The organism is Chryseobacterium sp. (genome assembly GCF_029240215.1).
In the GTDB taxonomy this organism is placed as follows: Bacteria; Bacteroidota; Bacteroidia; order Flavobacteriales; family Weeksellaceae; genus Chryseobacterium.
The window spans coordinates 37,915-55,676 of record NZ_JARBTK010000004.1; the positions used below are offsets into that span (position 1 = coordinate 37,915).

The following is a 17,762-nucleotide window of genomic DNA, read 5'->3' on the forward strand; positions in this document are numbered from 1 at the left end:
TTTATTAACGTTAAAAAATTAAAACTATGGGATTCATTACATGGATTATTTTCGGTCTGATAGCAGGAGCACTTGCTAAATTAATTATGCCAGGAAAACAAGGTGGTGGTTGGCTTATCACTATTATATTGGGAATTGTTGGCGCATTCGTAGGCGGTCTTATCGGCGTTTATGTTTTACATTGGGGAGATGTAGATTCTTTCTGGAATTTTAAAAGCTGGTTTCTCGCCATCGGTGGTGCAGTACTGGTTATTTGGCTTTATGAAATGCTAACCAAAAAGAACTAAAAATTTCACATAATAAAAAAATCCGGATTTGAAAATTTCAAATCCGGATTTTTTTATGAACAATATAATTTAGTTGATTTTAATCTGATAAGGCATTTCCATTTTCACTTCAGACTTTAGTTTTTGATCCGTCATCTGTTGGAAAATTTCATAATTTGCTTTACCAATTTTATTTTTGATCACTCTTGCAGAAATATCATCTTCATTTAAATCCTCAAAAATCTGTTCGAATGATGTTTTACTCTTAGGATAAGAAGAAACATTGTATGATTTTAAACCTGCCTTTTGCGCAGCAAATTTCACAGCATCTTCCAGACTTCCCAACTCATCTACCAAACCAATTTGCTTTGCACGGGTTCCACTCCACACTCTGCCTCCACCGATCGCATCAATATCTTCAAAAGATTTTTTTCTGTTTTGAGTCACAAAGTGTACAAATCTTTTATAAGTACCTTCTACACTTCTGGTCATCACATTTACTCCGTAAGGCGTTAATCCATTCAGTGAAGAATAATATGCTGCATTAGCGTTTGTAGCAACAATATCAGAACGTACGCCGTTTCTGTTGGCTAATTCTTTAAAATAAGGCAACACACCAAAAACTCCGATAGATCCTGTAAGTGTATTGGGTTCAGAATAAATTTTATCTGCAGCCATTGCAATATAATAACCGCCAGAAGCTGCATAATCACCGAAAGAAACAACCAAAGGCTTTTTCTTTTTTAGTTGTTGAAGTTCAAATAAAATTTCGTCCGAAGCATTTGCACTTCCTCCTGGAGAATTAATTCTTAATACTACAGCTTTTACCTTTTTATCATCCTGCAGATCTTTGATATACTCAATATACTTATCAGAATAAATATCACTGTACTCGTCACCATTATTGATAGAGCCTGATGCATATAGCACAGCAACCTTTTCTCCGGATTTATCTTTATCTGAGAAAGAATCGATATACTTCGTCAAAGAAATCTTATTCAATTTATCATCTTCCTTTAAACTAAGTTTGGTTCTGATCATTTGATCATATTCAGTTTTCTGAATGAGTTTATCAGCAAGTTTATATTGTAAACTCTGATCCGGAATCATTCCGTACAAACTGTCAACTACAGTTTTAAACTGGGCAGCATCCATTTTTCTTGAAGATGCTATTTTAGAAGCTGTATTACCCCAAATATCATTCAAAAGCGTACTCAACTGCTCTTTGTTTTCAGGGGAAATATCATTTCTTAGAAATGGCTCAACCGCAGATTTGAACTTCCCGTGACGGATTACTTCAATACCAATTCCGTATTTTTCAGCAAAGTCTTTAAAGAAAGTCACTTCTGTTGAAAGACCTTTCAACTCAATTCCGCCGGACGGATTAAGATAATACTGATCTGCAACAGATCCTAGATAATAAGAAGATTGAGAAACCGTATTGCCGTAAGCATAAACAAATTTTCCGCTCTTTTTAAAATCCTGAATAGCAGCTCTCAAATCGTCGATTTGTGTAATTCCTGCATTCAGATTATCAACTTCAATGCTGATACCTTTAATATTATCATCAGTTTTGGCTTTTTTAACAGCTTGCAAAACATCATATATAAGTACGCTTGTATTTTTTTTGTTCATAATAAAAATACTTTGCTGCTCTTCTGTAGGACTGTCTATAATATCTGTTTTAAGGTTAATTGTTAAAACAGAATTCTTTTTCACACTCACAGATTTTTCATTACTCATTGATCCAAATGCAATCATTATAATAAAAAAGAAGAAAAATACAACACACAATATCGCAATTGCGACTATATTTGCCAATACGTTTTTAAAGAAACTCTTCATAAATAATCATTTTTCAATATGTCGCAGCATAAGGTAGTTTTGTTACTGGGAAGTAACATTGGTGATAAAAAAAAGAACATTGATACTGCATTGGAAAAGCTAAAAGAAGTAAGTGAAATATTAAAAAATAGTGAATATTTAACATCTGACCCTGTAGAATTTGTAAGTTCAAATAATTTTTGTAATATTGCATCAATAATATTTACGCATCTTTCACCAATTCAGCTATTAAATTTCATTAAAGAAACTGAAATTGAAATGGGGAGAATTAATGATTCAAGAATATCGGGGAGCTACACAGATAGAATCATAGATATTGATATTGTTACTTACGATGCGCTAAATTTTATTTCAGAAAGATTAGAGATCCCTCATAAAAAACATCTTTTTGAAAGGGAATTTTCCAGAATATTATTAAAAGATTTTATTTAATCAAAAAACATAAAACATATTGTATGAAATTAGGTTTATTCTTATTGGCCACTTTGCCTATTGCAACTTATGCTCAAGACAGTATTGCGGTTAATACTTCAGATCAGTATCCCAATACTTTTTCTTCCGGTTCTGCAAATATTCAAAAATTTGACAACAAAGCAAGGAGATTCAACGACTGGTCTGTATCAGTTGGTGGAGGTCCCGCTTTTATGACATTTGCGGACGTCACATCTTTTTACGGAGATAAAATCAATTGGGGATGGAATGCTTACGCAAGCATAGACAAGCAGATCACACATACTTTTGGTGTGAGTTTGCAATACCAGATGGGTGAGACTAATCAGCAGGCTCAACTTCCAACAAATCCTAAAGCAGGTGTAGCAAATGCATGGACAAAATTCCATCAGGTATCTATCTTGGGAGACATTAACTTTTCAAATTTACTAAGAAGAGTTGATAACAAGTCACCTTTCAGATGGGCGCTTCACGGTTATTTGGGAGGAGGTTTTCAAGGGTATAAAACTGAATTGATAGATAATGATATCTCTCAATGGCAGACAAACAACTTCCCTATTATGGTAGATCAGAAATTAGGTATTGCATCATTCTTTATGCAAGCCGGAGTTGGATTGAAATATAATGTATCCAGATTGATCGACGTAGAAGCAAGAGTGATGTATATCAACAGCTTTGATGAAGAATTTGATGGTGGAGGTAATGTGAGAGAAGCACCCGGATCAAATGGGTACAGACTTAATTATAATTTAATCAATGATTCTTATTCTGATGCAATGATGACTTTCAATTTAGGTCTATCATTCAAATTAGGAAAACAGCAGTCTCACTTAGCATGGCACGATCCATTACAGGAAGTTTATTACAAAACTTATCTGCTTGAAAACACAGCGAGTGAACTTGTAGTTTGTACGCAAGGTGACAACGATAATGATGGAGTTTGTGATGACTGGGACAGAGAATTGAACACACCTTCCGGAGCAAGAGTTGACGGTGCAGGTGTAGCTTTAGATATGGATCTTGATGGAGTAATTGACTTATATGATAAGTGTGTTACTGTAGCAGGACCCGCAGATAATAATGGTTGTCCTAAATAATCAAATTATCAAAAAAATAAACAAATCATTTAATTAACTAAATAAAAAAATACACTATGAAATTAAGTTTAGCAATTGTTGCATTGGCTTTAGCGGTTCCTACTGCGGCGTTTGCACAAGATTCAATAGCGGTAGTTTCAAATGAAGGATATCCAAATACATTCTCATCTGGTTCTGCTAATGTTTCCCCATTTACACAAAAATCAAAAAGATTCAATGATTGGGCTATCTCATTTGGTGCAGGTGTACCATTAGTACAGTCTGGAGATTTAACATCAATAAAAAACGGTAACGGAAAAAATCTTTTTGGTTATTCAGCTTATGTAAGTGTTGACAAAGCAATCACTCACGCTTTCGGTATCAACTTACAATATGATAGAGGTGAAACGAGACAAGGTTGGTTCAACACTAAAGATGCTGCTGTTGCAGGACAAGAAGGTGCGAGAACTCAATATGATGCAATCTCAATCTTGGGAGATATTAATTTCTCAAATCTTTTAAGAAGAGTTGACAACAAATCTACTTTCAGATGGGCACTTCACGGTTATGCTGGTGTTGGTACTTTGGCTTACAGAGCATATTTAAAAGATGCAGCAGGTCAGAGACTGATGACTGAAGTGAAGCCTTTCAAATTTGGTTCTTTCTTCGGTCAGGCCGGAGCCGGACTTAAATTTAAAGTAAACAGAAGAATCGATCTTGAAACAAGATTAATGTATGTTTACACAGGTGACGATGAATTTGATGGTGGAGGTGCACAATATAGTAACATTAACAAAAGAGAAGACCAGATTTCTGACAATTTCTTCAATGCTACTGTAGGTTTATCTTTAAAATTAGGAAAACACGAATCTCACTTAATGTGGCATGATCCATTGCAGGAAATTTATTACAAATTAGATGTTTTGGCTAATAAAAATCAGGATATCGAAGTTTGTAAAAAAGGTGATGCAGATAACGACGGAGTTTGCGATGATTGGGACAGACAGCTTGATACTCCTGCAGGTGCAAGAGTTGACGGTGCGGGTGTAGCTCTTGATGCAGATTTAGATGGTGTAATTGATCTTTACGATAAATGTGTAACAGTTCCAGGACCAGTTGAAAATGATGGTTGTCCTCTTACACCAACAACGCCTGTAGGTCCTGTTGACGAAACAGTTACAAATATGGAAGGAATTGAGTTTGACTTAAATTCTGACAGAATCTTACCTTCAAACACACCGATTCTTAATAATGCTGTAAGCTATATCAATTCTTCAAACGGTGCTTACACTGTAATTGGAGCAACTGATACAAGAGCTTCTGATGAGTATAATCAAAAACTATCTGAAAGAAGAGCAAACAGTGTGAAAAACTATTTAATCAAAAATGGCGTAGATTCTTCTAAATTAAACGCTGTAGGTAGAGGTGAAAAAGACCTTAAATACCCAGAGTGTGAGCCTGCTACTAAATGTCCTGAATGGAAAAACAGAGCAAACAGAAGAGTATATTTCGAAGCTAAATAATAAACTTCTTACATATTTTAAAAGTCACGCTATGCGTGACTTTTTTGTTAAATTAGTTTCTCTATTTTTACACTATGATTTCGTCACACGATTTTCAGGAGCTTAAAAACAAAACCCTTAAACATTTTTGGGGTTATGACACCTTTAGAGATTCTCAAGGTGATATTATTGACTCTGTAATCACCGGAAAAGACACTTTGGTATTGTTACCAACCGGTGCAGGAAAATCACTTTGTTATCAGCTTCCCGCTTTACTTAGAGAGGGAGTATGTCTTGTAATCTCTCCTTTATTGGCTTTAATGAAAGATCAGGTAAACCAATTAAAATTCAGAGGAATTGAAGCTGAATATCTTTCTTCTGAACTTGATGATTTTGACGCAGAAGTTATTTACAACCGTTGTAAAGACGGATTAACCAAATTACTTTATATTTCCCCGGAAAGATTAACAAATTTTCAGTTTATTCAACAAATTGAAGAAATACAGTTATCATTCATTGCGGTGGATGAAGCACACTGTATTTCTGAATGGGGTCAAGATTTCAGACCGAGTTATCAAAACATTAAAGATTTCAGAAAAAACAATCCTGAGATTGCATGTTTGGCTTTAACAGCGACAGCAACACCAAAAGTTTTAGAGGAAATAAAAAATAAGCTTGAATTAAAAAAGCCGAACGTTTTTCAGAAAAGTTTTAAACGGGATAATATTAAAATTTTTTCAGAAGAAGTGTCTGACAAATATCAGCGGATTTTTAATATTTTAAAATACGCCAAAGAATCCGGAATCATCTATGTAAGGACGCGAAAGGATGCAGAACTACTTACCGAATTTCTTCACAGAAATAAAATTACCAATGTAGATTATTTCCATGCAGGTTTAACGACAAAAGAAAAAAACGAAAGACAGAATTCCTGGAACAACAGTGATCAGAACGTCTTGATTTCTACCAACGCATTCGGAATGGGAATCGACAAAGACAATGTGCGATTCGTTATTCACTTCTCCCCTTCTCAGTCGATTGAAAATTATTATCAGGAAATCGGGCGTGCCGGAAGAGACGGAAAAAAAAGTTTTGCATTCATGCTTTGGAATCAGCAGGAAGTTTTAAATTTTGATCAGATTTTACGAAATCAGGTTCCCAATAAAGCGGAATTTCTGAAAATCATTTCCTATCTATATTCAAAATTTCAAGTGGCAGAATTTGAGCTTCCTGAAAAAGTTTTTCAATTAAATATTTCCGGAATTCAGAATTTCACAAAACTATCGACAGCAAAAATTAAAAATGTTTTAAATTTTCTTCATACCCAGGAAATTATTTATTATAACAGCAGCAAAAGTTTGTCATCGCTGGAACTTTTGATCAAAGCAGATGAAATAGATCAGATTCCTCAAAAAGATGCTTATTTTATTGAACTTCTCCTTCGTTCAGTTTCAGGAATTACTACACACAAAGTAATGTTCAGCGAACAAAAAGTGAGTGATAAAATCGGAGTAAGCATTCATTTAATTAAAGAAAGATTAAAAGAATTACAGCAGAAAAATTACCTTGAATATATTGACGGAGCTTTAGCTAGTGTAAAATTTCTGAAACCAAGAGACGAACGAGTGACCAATAGTATGTACTGGAAACTGTTTGAACAGATCCAGAAAAACAAGATTCAGAAGTGGGAAGAAATGAAATTTTATATCGAAGATTCCACTTACTGCAAAATAAAACTGATTCTTGCCTATTTTGGGGAGAAAAATTCAAAAAACTGCGGACAATGTACGGTTTGTGAAAAGAATAAAAAATCTATTTTTGGAAAAAATATGTCTTCTGAAATTGTTAATTTATTAGCTGAAAAGCCCGCAACCATAGAAGAACTTTCAATTCAGTTAAATTTTCTCCCAAAAGAAGATATTTTAGAAAACCTGATTTTTCTTTTGGATTCCGGAAAAGTGAAAATGCTGAATTTCAGAACCTATGCGTTGACATAAGCAATAAGCAATAAGCAATAAGCAATAAGCAATAAGCAATAAGCAAAACTAAAGACTTTCCCATTTTCAACCTTTTAATTTTTTAAATAAATTAAAGACCTTTATCTTTGCAAAATGAAATCATTGAAAGTCGTATTTTTTGGTACGCCTGAGTTTGCAAAGACAGCTTTGGCAGCTATTCATCAATCAAATCATGAAGTTGTAGGCGTAGTGACAGTTGCCGATAAAGCAAGCGGACGCGGACAAAAGATCAATCAATCTGCTGTAAAAGTTTATGCTGTTGAAAACAATCTTCATGTTTTACAACCCGAAAAACTTAGAAATCCCGAATTTTTAGAAGAAATAAAAAACTTAAACGCTGATGTTTTCGTTGTCGTTGCCTTCAGAATGATGCCGAAAATTTTGTTTGAAATGCCGGCAATCGGAACCTTCAACCTGCACGCTTCTTTACTTCCTGATTATCGTGGTGCTGCACCAATTAATTACGCTGTAATAAACGGTGAGGAAAAAACAGGAGCTACAACATTTTTCATTAATGAAAAAATAGACGAAGGAAATATTCTTTTACAGGAAGAAATTCAAATTTTACCTGACGAAAACGCAGGAAGTCTTCATGACAGACTAATGGAAATGGGGGCAAAATTAATTGTAAAAACGCTTGACGGCTTATCTGAAAATTCAATTACAGAAAAACCTCAACCACAGGTTGAGCATCCGAAAAATGCTTTCAAAATATTTAAAGAAGACACCAGAATTGACTTTAATAAATCATCAAAAGAAGTTCACCAGTTCATTTTAGGAATGTCACCTTATCCGGCAGCTTTCACGACTTTAAAAATTGGAGAAGAAGAAAAAGGACTGAAAATTTACGTTGGAAAATTTGAAATTTCTGATCACGGAAAAACTTCGGGCACTTTAGATATTTCAAAAAACGAATTTAAAATTTACACAAAGGACGGAATTTACTTTCCTCTCGAATTGCAGTTAGAAGGAAAGAAAAGAATGAACGTCAAGGATTTTTTAAACGGATTTAGAAACTTTGACGAAATAAAAATGGCTTGATAAACTCAAGCCATTTTTTTATTGTGAATTGTGAGTCGTCAATTTTGCTTCGCAAGTGAATTGTAAACGTAATCAAAAATTGACATTTTAATTTTTAAAGCTGAACCATTTCTGTCACCTCAACATCATAACCGCCAACTTGTGGTTTTACATTAGGGTTCTGAGTGATTACTTTAAATTTATTAATTCCTAAATTTTTAAGAATTTGCGTTCCGATACCGTAATCTCTGTAATTGAAAGCAGCTGTAGGATGTTTTTGCTGACCGTCCTGATAATTTAAAAACTGCTGAAGTTTCCTTAATGTATTTTCAGAATTAGATACATTATTAATGAAAATAATAGCGCCTTTGCCTGCTTCATTAATCATATTGGTTACTTTTTCTAACTGTGGTTTTTCACCATTGTTTAATCTTGTCAACACATCAAAATACGAATCTGAAGACTGTACTCTCACCAAAACCGGCTCATCAACCGTCCAAGTTCCTTTTGTTAATGCAAAGTGAATCTGGTCGTTAGAAGTTTCTCTGAAAGCTAGGAAATGAAAATCACCATAAGCTGTTTTCACATCTCTTTCTTCAATTCTGTCGATAAGATTTCCTTTTTTAAGCTGATAATGAATCAAATCTTCAATAGAAATGATCTTCATATCATGTTTCTGAGCAAATGCATACAACTCAGGTAAACGAGACATGCTTCCGTCATCATTCATGATTTCGCAGATCACACCACCTTCTTTCAAACCTGCAAGACAGGTAAGATCAATGGCTGCTTCTGTATGTCCGGCTCTTTTTAAAACGCCACCCTTCTTTGCACGAAGCGGGAAAATATGACCGGGACGCATGAAATCTGTAGGTCTGGACTTTTCGTCCATCAATGCTAAAATTGTTTTAGCTCTGTCACCTGCAGAAATACCTGTAGAAGTTCCGTCGCCCAAAAGGTCGACAGAAACAGTAAATGCAGTCTCTTTAGGATCACTGCTTCTGCTTACCATGATATCAAGACCAAGCTCGTCACATCTCTTTTCTGGAAGCGGCATACAGATCAATCCTCTTCCGTGGAAAGCCATAAAATTAATAAGTTCAGGAGTTGTCAATTCAGCAGCGCATAGGAAATCTCCTTCGTTTTCTCTGTCTTCATCATCTACCACTATGATTATTTTACCATTTTTAAGGTCTTCAATAGCCTCTGGAATAGTATTTAATTTAATATCAGACATTTTTACTTTAAATTTTCGCAAAGATACTCATAAAAATAAGCATCAACAATTAATATGAATGGTTTATTAGGCTTTGGATAACGAGTCTGCGGCTCTTCTAATAATCTCGTATGATTGCAGTCTTTTCTGGTGGTCATAAATATGAGAATTGATCATCAATTCATCGACCTGGTATTTTTCCTGAAAGTTTTTAAGCTGTTCGGCAATTTCAGATTGGTTTCCGATAAAACTAAATTTCAGTTTCTGTAAAACCATCGATTTTTCTATTGGCGACCAGATCTTATCCATATCTGTAACGGGTGCCGGGAAAGGCTTTCTGTCGTTTCTGATAATATTGATAAATGCCTGAAACAAAGTTGTGGAAAGCAAATGAGCTTCTTCGGAAGTTTCTGCCGCTACTCCATTCACGCAGGCAATAATGTAAGGTTTGTCCAAATATTTTGAAGGCTCGAAATGCTCTCTGTAAATTTTAAAAGCCATTTCCATTTGCTCCGGGGCGAAATGTCCGGCAAAAGCGTATGGAAGACCAAGCTCTGCAGCCAACCAAGCACTATCTGTACTCGATCCTAAAATATACATTGGAATATCTAATCCTTCACCGGGAATCGCACGAACCAACGCATCAGAATTTTCTTTAGAAAAATAAGTTTGCAATTCTAAAATCTGTCTTGGGAATTGCTCGTTGATAATGGCAGGATTTCTTCCCAAAGCTTTCGCCGTCAAACCATCCGTTCCGGGAGCTCTTCCCAAACCAAGATCGATTCTTCCGGGGAAAAGAGATTCTAGGGTTCCGAATTGTTCGGCAATCACCAATGAACTGTGATTAGGAAGCATAATCCCTCCGGAGCCTACTCTGATTTTTTTTGTTCCGTTGGCAATGAAACCAATCAGAACAGATGTTGCAGAACTGGCAATGCTTTCCATATTGTGATGCTCGGCAAGCCAGAATCTTTTATAGTTTAAATTTTCAGCAAAGTTTGCCAAAGACAAACTGTCCTGAAAAGTATCATTAATGCTTTTTCCCTGCTTTACGGGAGCGAGGTCTAAAACAGATATTTCAAAGTTTTTCATATTTAAACATTTTTCTTTTAGGAAAATGAAATACAAATTTAGAGTTAATAAATTTCATTAGTTACTTTTTGTAATTGATGGAATATATTGTGTACTGTGGGAAAAACTATTAGAAGAATGTCAATTTTAACAAACATTAAAACAACGAACTTTATCAAATATTTTACTAAATTTAAATTATGAAATCAAAAATAATGTACCTGGAGAACAAATCAAGCGGTCATAATGGATTAGCATGGATTGGTTTTGTGGAATTTTCAAAATCCGGACAAACAATTTATTTTAATGGAAAAGCCTTGAAAAAACTGAAAAACCCAGGAACTCGGGGAAATTATTTTAACATTGAAACTGGTGAAGAATATTGGGTTTCAGGAATCAAAAAAAATGGGCAAGACAGACATTGGTGTGGTGGCGGAAAAATTATGATTGATAAAAGCTTTATTGATGAGTATTTGAACCTGGTTGATTTTGATATTCTTGATGAGAGAAATTTCGAAATTATTAAATTTGTGAAAACGGATAAAAGCAGATTTAACGAAATTGAAAATAAAGAAGTTGAATTCATGAATGAAAGCCGAACTGCAACGTATTGGGATAATAACAAAAGAAAATTAAGTAGTATTTAAAAATGAAAAATCTATATCTAATTCTAATATTTTTCTTATCAATTATTTCTTTAAAAAGCTGTAATGGTTATACTGAAGACAGTGCAATATTATTAGAAACAGATAAATATATTATTTATACCAAGAAGGAAAATATTAAACGAGTTTTTAAAAAATGGTTAGAAAGTCAAAAACACAACTATTTCATTATCGATAATGATACAAATCTTTATAATGCGATTATTAAAAATGAAAATAATAACCCTTGGAATATATTCAAAATAGCTGATAGTTTGAAACAATCTGATCGATTGAATTATCATACAGCTTTTCTATTAGAAACAAATCAAGCGTACATCTTTAATAAAAGTTCTCACAAAGCAGAAAAATTAACCATTGAAAAGTCTGATTCTGACAGAAAATTCAAAGTAGATGACACTATTATCTTACACGTAATTGATCGTATTTACTAAACTACTTCCCTTTCTCCTTCAAAAAATTAAAATGATTAATCAAAATCCTGATTTCATTAAAATCAAAATCATTAGGCAACGCAGTTTTCCATTCGTTTAAAGTTTCTTTTGGATCAGTTTTAAAAGCCTTTTCGAAAGTTTTTATTTTATCTGAAGTAATCACTCTCGACAAATCAAGCAAACCTTGTTCGGCAAATCTTGCCAAATGTCCCAAGACCGTTTCTTTGACCAAACCTCTTTCCAAAGCGATTTCTGAAATGGTTTTCCCTTGTTCAAACAACTGGAAAGTCAAAACCTGAGAAGGAACTTTTGCAATTTTCATGCTGACTTCTTTGTCGTTTTTTTCGTCTAAAAGTTTCGTTTCCAAAAGATGAGCGGTTTTCAGACCATTCAGATAATCTTCAATATCTTCGAGCCAGCTTCTGAGTTCTTCATTATAATTTTTCAGACCTTTTACACCTTTTATTTCAGAATAAAATTCTTTTAACGGACTGAAAATTTTGTCTTTCACTTCACCGAAAAAGAAATTGACAGCACCTTTGGTTTTGTTTTCAATCTCGCTCCACTCATCAGTTTTATTGATGAAATTATTCACCTTCTGGAAAATAATTCGTTCTAATTTTTCAAAAATTTTACCCAAATTGACAACATCACGTTTCAATTGCAGGTAAAGTTGTTTAGATTTTGCGTGGTCGATGCTTTTTGTGGTAATCGAAAGATTATTCCACAACTCTACTTCTTTTAAAAGCCATTGAGAATCTAAAGAACGAAGCACTTTTCTGATGCTGTAGTCATACTTTTCTCTGTTTAGAATTTCCTCAACATTGTCATTGGCAAAAGTATCACCCTGAAACTGCAAAATCCTGTTGTCTTTAAAAATAACTTCGGGAGTAATTTTAGATTTTAAAACAATACCTTCCAAAGTACGGCAACGCGATAATGCCACGTAAACCTGACCTGCGGTGAAACTTTTTCCGGCATCAATGATCACTTTATCAAAAGTTAAGCCCTGACTTTTGTGAATTGTTACTGCCCAAGCCAATTTTATCGGAAACTGTTCGAAGCTTCCTAAAACTTCTTCTTTAATATTTTTTTCGCTGTCTAAAGAATATTTTTTTTGTTCCCAGACTTCTCTTTTTACGGTAATTTCTCTTTCACTTCCTTCAAGAACAACTTTGATTTCTTTTTCGTCTAATGCAGAAATCTCGCCTAATTTTCCGTTAAAATATTTTTTCTCACCAGAAATATCGTTTCTGATAAACATCACTTGAGCACCAATCTTTAATTCTAAAAATTGTTCGTTTGGAAACTGATTTTCTTTAAACTCACCAAAAAGTTTTGCTTCAAAAGTTGACGGATCGACTTTTATTTCAGCCAATTTCTGCTGATTAATATCGTCTGCCAATTTGTTGTGCGAACAGAGATAAATATAAGAATCTTCACCCGCATTAAAATCAGGATTATATCTTTCATTTAAATGTTCAAAATCAATATTGGCAACGTCACCATCACGGATTGCATTGAGAATTTCAAGAAACTCTTCATCAGTTTGACGATAAACTTTCGTTAATTCAATCGTCAGCAAAGGAATATCTTTGATTGCAAGACTGTCGAAAAAGAAAGGCGACTGATAAAACATTTTTAAAATGTGCTCATCTCTCACCACGGGCGGAAGCTGATACAAATCACCAATGAATAACATCTGAACACCGCCAAAACGCTGGTTGTTTCTCCGGATAAACCGCAGCGAAAAATCCATCATATCCAAAACATCGGCACGCAACATTGAAACCTCATCAATAATTAAAACCTCAACCTCGCGTAAAAGCTTGAGCTTATCTTTTCTGTATTTAAAATGTTGTTGAAGGTCTGCAATATTATTACCCAAACTCCCGTCAATTCTATCTGTCGTCGGTAAAAAAGTACGCAAGGGCAACCCAAACATGGAATGAATGGTTACGCCACCAGCATTGATTGCAGCAATTCCTGTAGGCGCTACGACAATGTGTTTCTTTCTGGTTTTTTTTACAAATTCGTTTAGGAATGTTGTCTTTCCCGTTCCTGCTTTTCCGGTAAGAAAAACGCTTCGGTTGGTATGTTCTATTAAGTCAAAAAAATGATTATTCATCGCTGCAAAATTACGAAAAATGAAAATAAGGAACGAAATTTGATGACCACTAAAAAAAGTAATTATGAAAAATTGGTTGATAAAAATTCCTGCAGTCGTATTATTTGCAAGTCTCACAATGGTTTCATGCAAATCTGCACAAAGCAATGACTCTGCGGAAATGCCAAAAGATATTTCGGAAAGACCTGCAGACGAAAGCTCCCAGAAATACGATGAAGCGCAATTAGATAAACTAAAAGCGTCTATAGAATCTATGGTTACTAAAGAAAAATGTACAAATGCTGCAGACTGGGCTTTCTCACCTTTAGGGACAAAAGCTTGTGGCGGACCAGTTTCATATATTGCTTATCCAAAGAAAAATGAAGCAACCATTCTTCCTAAAATTGAAGAATATACCCAAAAGATGTCTGAATTTAACAAGAAATACAACATTACATCAGATTGTATGCTGGCTGCAGAACCAACCGGCGTAAAATGTCAGGCTGAAAAAGCAGTTTTAATTTATCCGTAATCAATCAGTTTTATATATAATAAAAGCTCTGGCTAAAATTAGTTCAGAGCTTTTGTTTTTTTATAGGAATTGAATAAATTAATCTTTATACCAAGAAGAATATTTCACATAATTATTTGCAATTCTGTTTACTTCTCCTTCAAGTAAATCAGCTGAAATATCTTTTATTTTTCTGGCAGGAACCCCACCCCACACTTCGCCGGATTTGATATGTGTTCCTTGCGTAACTACAGATCCCGCACCAACGATAGAATTTTCTTCAACCAGACAGTCATCCATTACGATAGATCCCATTCCAATTAAAACATTGTCCTTAATCCTGCATCCATGAACGATGGCGTTGTGACCTATGGAGACATTATTTCCAATTTCTAAAGGAAACTTTTCATACGTGCAATGCAACATGGCATTATCCTGTACATTTACCTTATCTCCCATTTTGATATAATTCACATCACCTCTGATGACCGCATTGTACCAGATGCTGCAGTCCTTTCCCATCACGACATCACCAATAATGGTTGCTGTTTCAGCCAAAAAAGTATTTTCTCCGATCTGCGGTGTTTTCCCTAAAAGTTCTTTTACAAGTGCCATATTTTTATTTTGAAAAATTGATAATGAGCTTATTCGAAATTATAACTTGAAATCACAAATTGTAAATTACAGTGATAGCAAAAATCTAACTCCCAACAGCCAGCTTCTAACTTCTAAATCCGTATTTTTGTATCTCAAATTTAAAGAAAAAATGCATACTATTCTTATAGAGCCAACAGAAAACCCGAAAGTGATGAAATTTGTAGCTGATTACAATTTGATTCCGGGGTCTTTAGAGCTGGACAGAAATTCAGATATATCAGAAATCCCTTTGGCACAGGAAGTTTTCAATTATCCTTTTGTGGAAAGAATTTTCATTACTGCCAATTTTGTTGCAGTTGCAAAACAGGATACCGTAGAATGGGAACACATTGCCGAAAACCTGAAAAATGTAATTGAGGACGAGCTTTTAGCCAATCCAAGAATTTATCTTCAAAAGAAAAAAGAAATGGTTCAAATCTATGCAGAGATGACACCAAATCCCAATGTGATGAAGTTTGTTTCAAGTAAAATTCTGATGGACGGTTTTGTAGAAGTAAAATCAAGAGAAGCTTCGGAAGGAGTTCCTTTGGCTCAGGCGATTTTCAAAGATTTTGATTTTGCGAAAGAAGTTTTTATTTCAGATAATTTCGTTGCAGTAACAAGAGACAATTCAGTGGAATGGCATCAGGTAATGATGGCGGTTCGTGGTTTGATTGCAGAATATCTTCAAAGCGGTGGAGAAATTTCAAATATTGTTGCTCAGAAGCACGAAAGTCCGGTTGAGAACATCATCAACAGAGATTATACAGACGACGAGCAGAAAATTTCTGACATTTTAAATGAATATGTGGCTCCGGCAGTAGAAAATGACGGTGGAAAAATTTCATTAATAGAATATGATGAAGCCAACAAAACTGCAAAAATGCTTTTACAAGGGGCTTGTTCAGGATGTCCGAGTTCAACTGCTACTTTAAAAGGTGGAATTGAAAACATTTTAAAACAATTCGTTCCCGATTTAGTACAACATGTTGAAGCAGTAAACGGATAAAAATCAGCAATAAGTAAGAGTAATAGGCAATGTTTTTGTATACTGCTTATTACTTACTCATTACCAATTACTCATTACCTATATTATATGAAAGGAATATTATTAGTCAATCTCGGTTCACCAAGATCCACCTCTGTACCTGATGTAAGAGAATATCTTGATGAATTTTTGATGGACGAGAAAGTGATTGATTACCGATGGTTTTTCCGTGCACTTTTGGTTCAGGGAATTATTCTCAATACGCGACCTGCAAAATCTGCCGAAGCTTATAAAACAGTCTGGACAGATGAAGGTTCGCCCTTAATTGTCATCACTCAGAAAATTCAAAAAAAACTTCAGAAGTTGGTTGATGTTCCGGTAGAAATCGGGATGAGATATGCACAACCAAGCATTGAAGCCGGAATTCAGAAATTAGTTTACCAGGGCGTGACGGAAATTGTTTTATTTCCATTGTATCCGCAATATGCGATGAGTACAACTGAAACGGTGATTGAAAAAGCAGAAGAGGTAAGAAAAAAGAAATTCCCGGGAATCAAAATCAATTACATTCAGCCTTTTTATAACAGAGAGATTTATATCGATTGTCTTGCAGAAAGCATAAGAGAAAAACTTCCTGAAAATTTCGATGCATTACAGTTTTCTTATCACGGTGTTCCAGAGAGACATATATATAAGACAGATCCTACGAATACCTGCAATCTTAATGATTGCTGTTCACGTGAGAATAATCCAAGTCATCAGTTTTGTTATCGCCATCAGTGTTTTGACGTGACCAATTCTGTGATTAAGAAATTAGGTTTACCAAAAGAAAAAGTAATGGTGACGTTCCAGTCAAGATTGGGAAAAGATAAATGGATGGAACCTTACACAGATGAAACTTTAGAAACTGTCGGAAAAAAGGGAATTAAAAACCTTGCCATCGTTTGTCCGGCCTTTGTTTCTGACTGCCTGGAAACCTTAGAAGAAATTTCCGTTGAAGGAAAACATCAGTTTGAGCATGGTGGCGGAGAAAATTTCCATTACATTCCGTGCTTGAATGATGAGGATCGATGGATTGATGTTGTAAAAACACTTTGCGAAGAAAAACTGAATGAGTTTTATTTCGTTTAAATTTAATTAAAAAAAACATAGGAGGACATTTGAGCAATCAGATGTCCTTTTTTTATTTATTTTAGCAACACCCCCTCGAAAAAACACAAATTTCAAGTAAAAAGAATAATTATTTTAAAATAATTTAAAATTTAATAGGGGTAAGTTTTGTTTTTTAATATTTTTTTGTACTTTTACCCTATCAAAAGACAGAGACAATTTAAAAATTTAGAAATAATGGACTCAAGTATAGAAATTCTAAAAAGAAAAATTGAAAGTTTCACCCCGGAACTTGCAGAGGCGTTCATTAGAATCGTGGACAATTTAGATACAACTCCAAAATCTAATGTTCCTCAATTTCAGTTGGATGAAGTTTTTCAAAGAATTCAGTTTCATTCTGAAAACAATAAGACAAAACTTGATTTCTTTGAGAGTATTACAGAACTTGAACAAATCTGTGCATAATGAAAGTTTTGCTGTCATCAATTGCAAAAAATGACATCAGAATGTTGATGCGGGTGTTTAATGCTGAAGAACAAAATAAAGACAAATATTTTTTGGATGATTTGAAAGAATCTATCAGTACAATTCTTAGCAATTACGAAAAATTAGATATAAAAAGTAGAGAAGTACAGGTTTATAAAACCGAGAAATTCCCCGTTGATATTCATTATTTATTTGAAGAAAACGACAGCCTTTTTATTACTGCGATTTTTAAGAATTAATTTAATTAAGACTTTTTTGACATTATTATATAGTTTGATTTTATCTGTAGAGGTCTTGTACACCTTAAACAGCAACCTTACAAATGAAAATTTTGTAAGGTTTTTTTTAACTAAATTTCTCC

Annotated in this window: 18 protein-coding genes; 13 read left to right on the top strand and 5 right to left on the bottom strand. The window is 34.3% G+C overall.

Going from position 1 to position 17,762, the window contains the following annotated elements; genetic code table 11:
• Positions 1-26 precede the first annotated feature (26 nt).
• The gene (locus K0R77_RS09825) at positions 27-287 is read left to right on the top strand and encodes a GlsB/YeaQ/YmgE family stress response membrane protein (protein ID WP_300351825.1); all 261 of its coding nucleotides are present in this window, start codon (positions 27-29) and stop codon (positions 285-287) included.
• 69 nt (positions 288-356) lie between these two features.
• Here the strand turns inward: K0R77_RS09825 and sppA are convergent, their stop codons facing one another.
• Positions 357-2,111 (bottom strand): signal peptide peptidase SppA, encoded by a 1,755-nt coding sequence (gene sppA, locus K0R77_RS09830; RefSeq protein ID WP_300351827.1) that lies wholly within the window; start codon positions 2,109-2,111, stop codon positions 357-359.
• An 18-nt stretch (positions 2,112-2,129) separates the two neighbouring features.
• Between sppA and folK the strand changes: the two genes are divergently transcribed.
• The 5 genes from folK (at position 2,130) to fmt (ending at position 8,198) form a co-directional block, all read left to right on the top strand.
• The gene (gene folK, locus K0R77_RS09835; RefSeq protein ID WP_300351829.1) at positions 2,130-2,543 is read left to right on the top strand and encodes a 2-amino-4-hydroxy-6-hydroxymethyldihydropteridine diphosphokinase; all 414 of its coding nucleotides are present in this window, start codon (positions 2,130-2,132) and stop codon (positions 2,541-2,543) included.
• Between the two features lie 23 nt (positions 2,544-2,566).
• Positions 2,567-3,658, top strand: coding sequence for an OmpA family protein (locus tag K0R77_RS09840; protein ID WP_300351831.1), 1,092 nt, complete (start codon positions 2,567-2,569; stop codon positions 3,656-3,658).
• Positions 3,659-3,714: 56 nt separating this feature from the next.
• A complete protein-coding gene (locus K0R77_RS09845) occupies positions 3,715-5,160 on the top strand; it encodes an OmpA family protein (protein ID WP_300351833.1) in 1,446 nt (481 codons plus the stop codon).
• Positions 5,161-5,234: 74 nt separating this feature from the next.
• Positions 5,235-7,136, top strand: a complete 1,902-nt coding sequence (locus tag K0R77_RS09850; RefSeq protein ID WP_300351835.1) for an ATP-dependent DNA helicase RecQ — start codon at positions 5,235-5,237, stop codon at positions 7,134-7,136.
• A gap of 114 nt (positions 7,137-7,250) precedes the next feature.
• Positions 7,251-8,198 (top strand): methionyl-tRNA formyltransferase, encoded by a 948-nt coding sequence (fmt, locus tag K0R77_RS09855; protein WP_300351837.1) that lies wholly within the window; start codon positions 7,251-7,253, stop codon positions 8,196-8,198.
• A gap of 94 nt (positions 8,199-8,292) precedes the next feature.
• On the opposite strand, the gene ribB is transcribed toward fmt, so the two are convergent.
• Both ribB and K0R77_RS09865 read right to left on the bottom strand, forming a co-directional pair.
• Positions 8,293-9,414, bottom strand: a complete 1,122-nt coding sequence (gene ribB, locus K0R77_RS09860) for a 3,4-dihydroxy-2-butanone-4-phosphate synthase (RefSeq protein WP_300351838.1) — start codon at positions 9,412-9,414, stop codon at positions 8,293-8,295.
• Positions 9,415-9,480: 66 nt separating this feature from the next.
• A complete protein-coding gene (locus K0R77_RS09865) occupies positions 9,481-10,485 on the bottom strand; it encodes an LLM class flavin-dependent oxidoreductase (protein WP_300351839.1) in 1,005 nt (334 codons plus the stop codon).
• A gap of 179 nt (positions 10,486-10,664) precedes the next feature.
• On the opposite strand from K0R77_RS09865, the gene K0R77_RS09870 reads away from it, so the two are divergent.
• A complete protein-coding gene (locus tag K0R77_RS09870; RefSeq protein ID WP_300351840.1) occupies positions 10,665-11,111 on the top strand; it encodes a hypothetical protein in 447 nt (148 codons plus the stop codon).
• A gap of 2 nt (positions 11,112-11,113) precedes the next feature.
• On the top strand, positions 11,114-11,563 hold the full coding sequence (locus K0R77_RS09875; protein ID WP_300351841.1) for a hypothetical protein: 450 nt from the start codon (positions 11,114-11,116) through the stop codon (positions 11,561-11,563).
• 1 nt (position 11,564) lies between these two features.
• On the opposite strand, the gene K0R77_RS09880 is transcribed toward K0R77_RS09875, so the two are convergent.
• A complete protein-coding gene (locus K0R77_RS09880; RefSeq protein WP_300351842.1) occupies positions 11,565-13,691 on the bottom strand; it encodes a helix-turn-helix domain-containing protein in 2,127 nt (708 codons plus the stop codon).
• A gap of 64 nt (positions 13,692-13,755) precedes the next feature.
• On the opposite strand from K0R77_RS09880, the gene K0R77_RS09885 reads away from it, so the two are divergent.
• Complete coding sequence (locus K0R77_RS09885) at positions 13,756-14,202, top strand: hypothetical protein (protein WP_300351843.1); 447 nt, start codon at positions 13,756-13,758, stop codon at positions 14,200-14,202.
• A gap of 78 nt (positions 14,203-14,280) precedes the next feature.
• On the opposite strand, the gene K0R77_RS09890 is transcribed toward K0R77_RS09885, so the two are convergent.
• Positions 14,281-14,796 (bottom strand): gamma carbonic anhydrase family protein, encoded by a 516-nt coding sequence (locus K0R77_RS09890; RefSeq protein ID WP_300351844.1) that lies wholly within the window; start codon positions 14,794-14,796, stop codon positions 14,281-14,283.
• A 151-nt stretch (positions 14,797-14,947) separates the two neighbouring features.
• Between K0R77_RS09890 and K0R77_RS09895 the strand changes: the two genes are divergently transcribed.
• The 4 genes from K0R77_RS09895 to K0R77_RS09910 all read left to right on the top strand — a co-directional run bounded on the left by K0R77_RS09895 (position 14,948) and on the right by K0R77_RS09910 (position 17,640).
• Complete coding sequence (locus K0R77_RS09895; RefSeq protein ID WP_300351845.1) at positions 14,948-15,826, top strand: NifU family protein; 879 nt, start codon at positions 14,948-14,950, stop codon at positions 15,824-15,826.
• An 87-nt stretch (positions 15,827-15,913) separates the two neighbouring features.
• Positions 15,914-16,936 carry a ferrochelatase gene (hemH, locus tag K0R77_RS09900; protein WP_300351847.1) on the top strand — a complete coding sequence of 341 codons (1,023 nt, stop codon included), beginning with the start codon at positions 15,914-15,916 and terminating at the stop codon, positions 16,934-16,936.
• Positions 16,937-17,152: 216 nt separating this feature from the next.
• Entirely contained in the window at positions 17,153-17,380 is a 228-nt protein-coding gene (locus K0R77_RS09905) for a hypothetical protein (RefSeq protein WP_300351848.1), read from the top strand.
• Positions 17,380-17,640 carry a hypothetical protein gene (locus tag K0R77_RS09910; protein WP_300351849.1) on the top strand — a complete coding sequence of 87 codons (261 nt, stop codon included), beginning with the start codon at positions 17,380-17,382 and terminating at the stop codon, positions 17,638-17,640. Before K0R77_RS09905 ends, K0R77_RS09910 begins: the two co-directional genes overlap by 1 nt.
• Positions 17,641-17,762 lie beyond the last annotated feature (122 nt).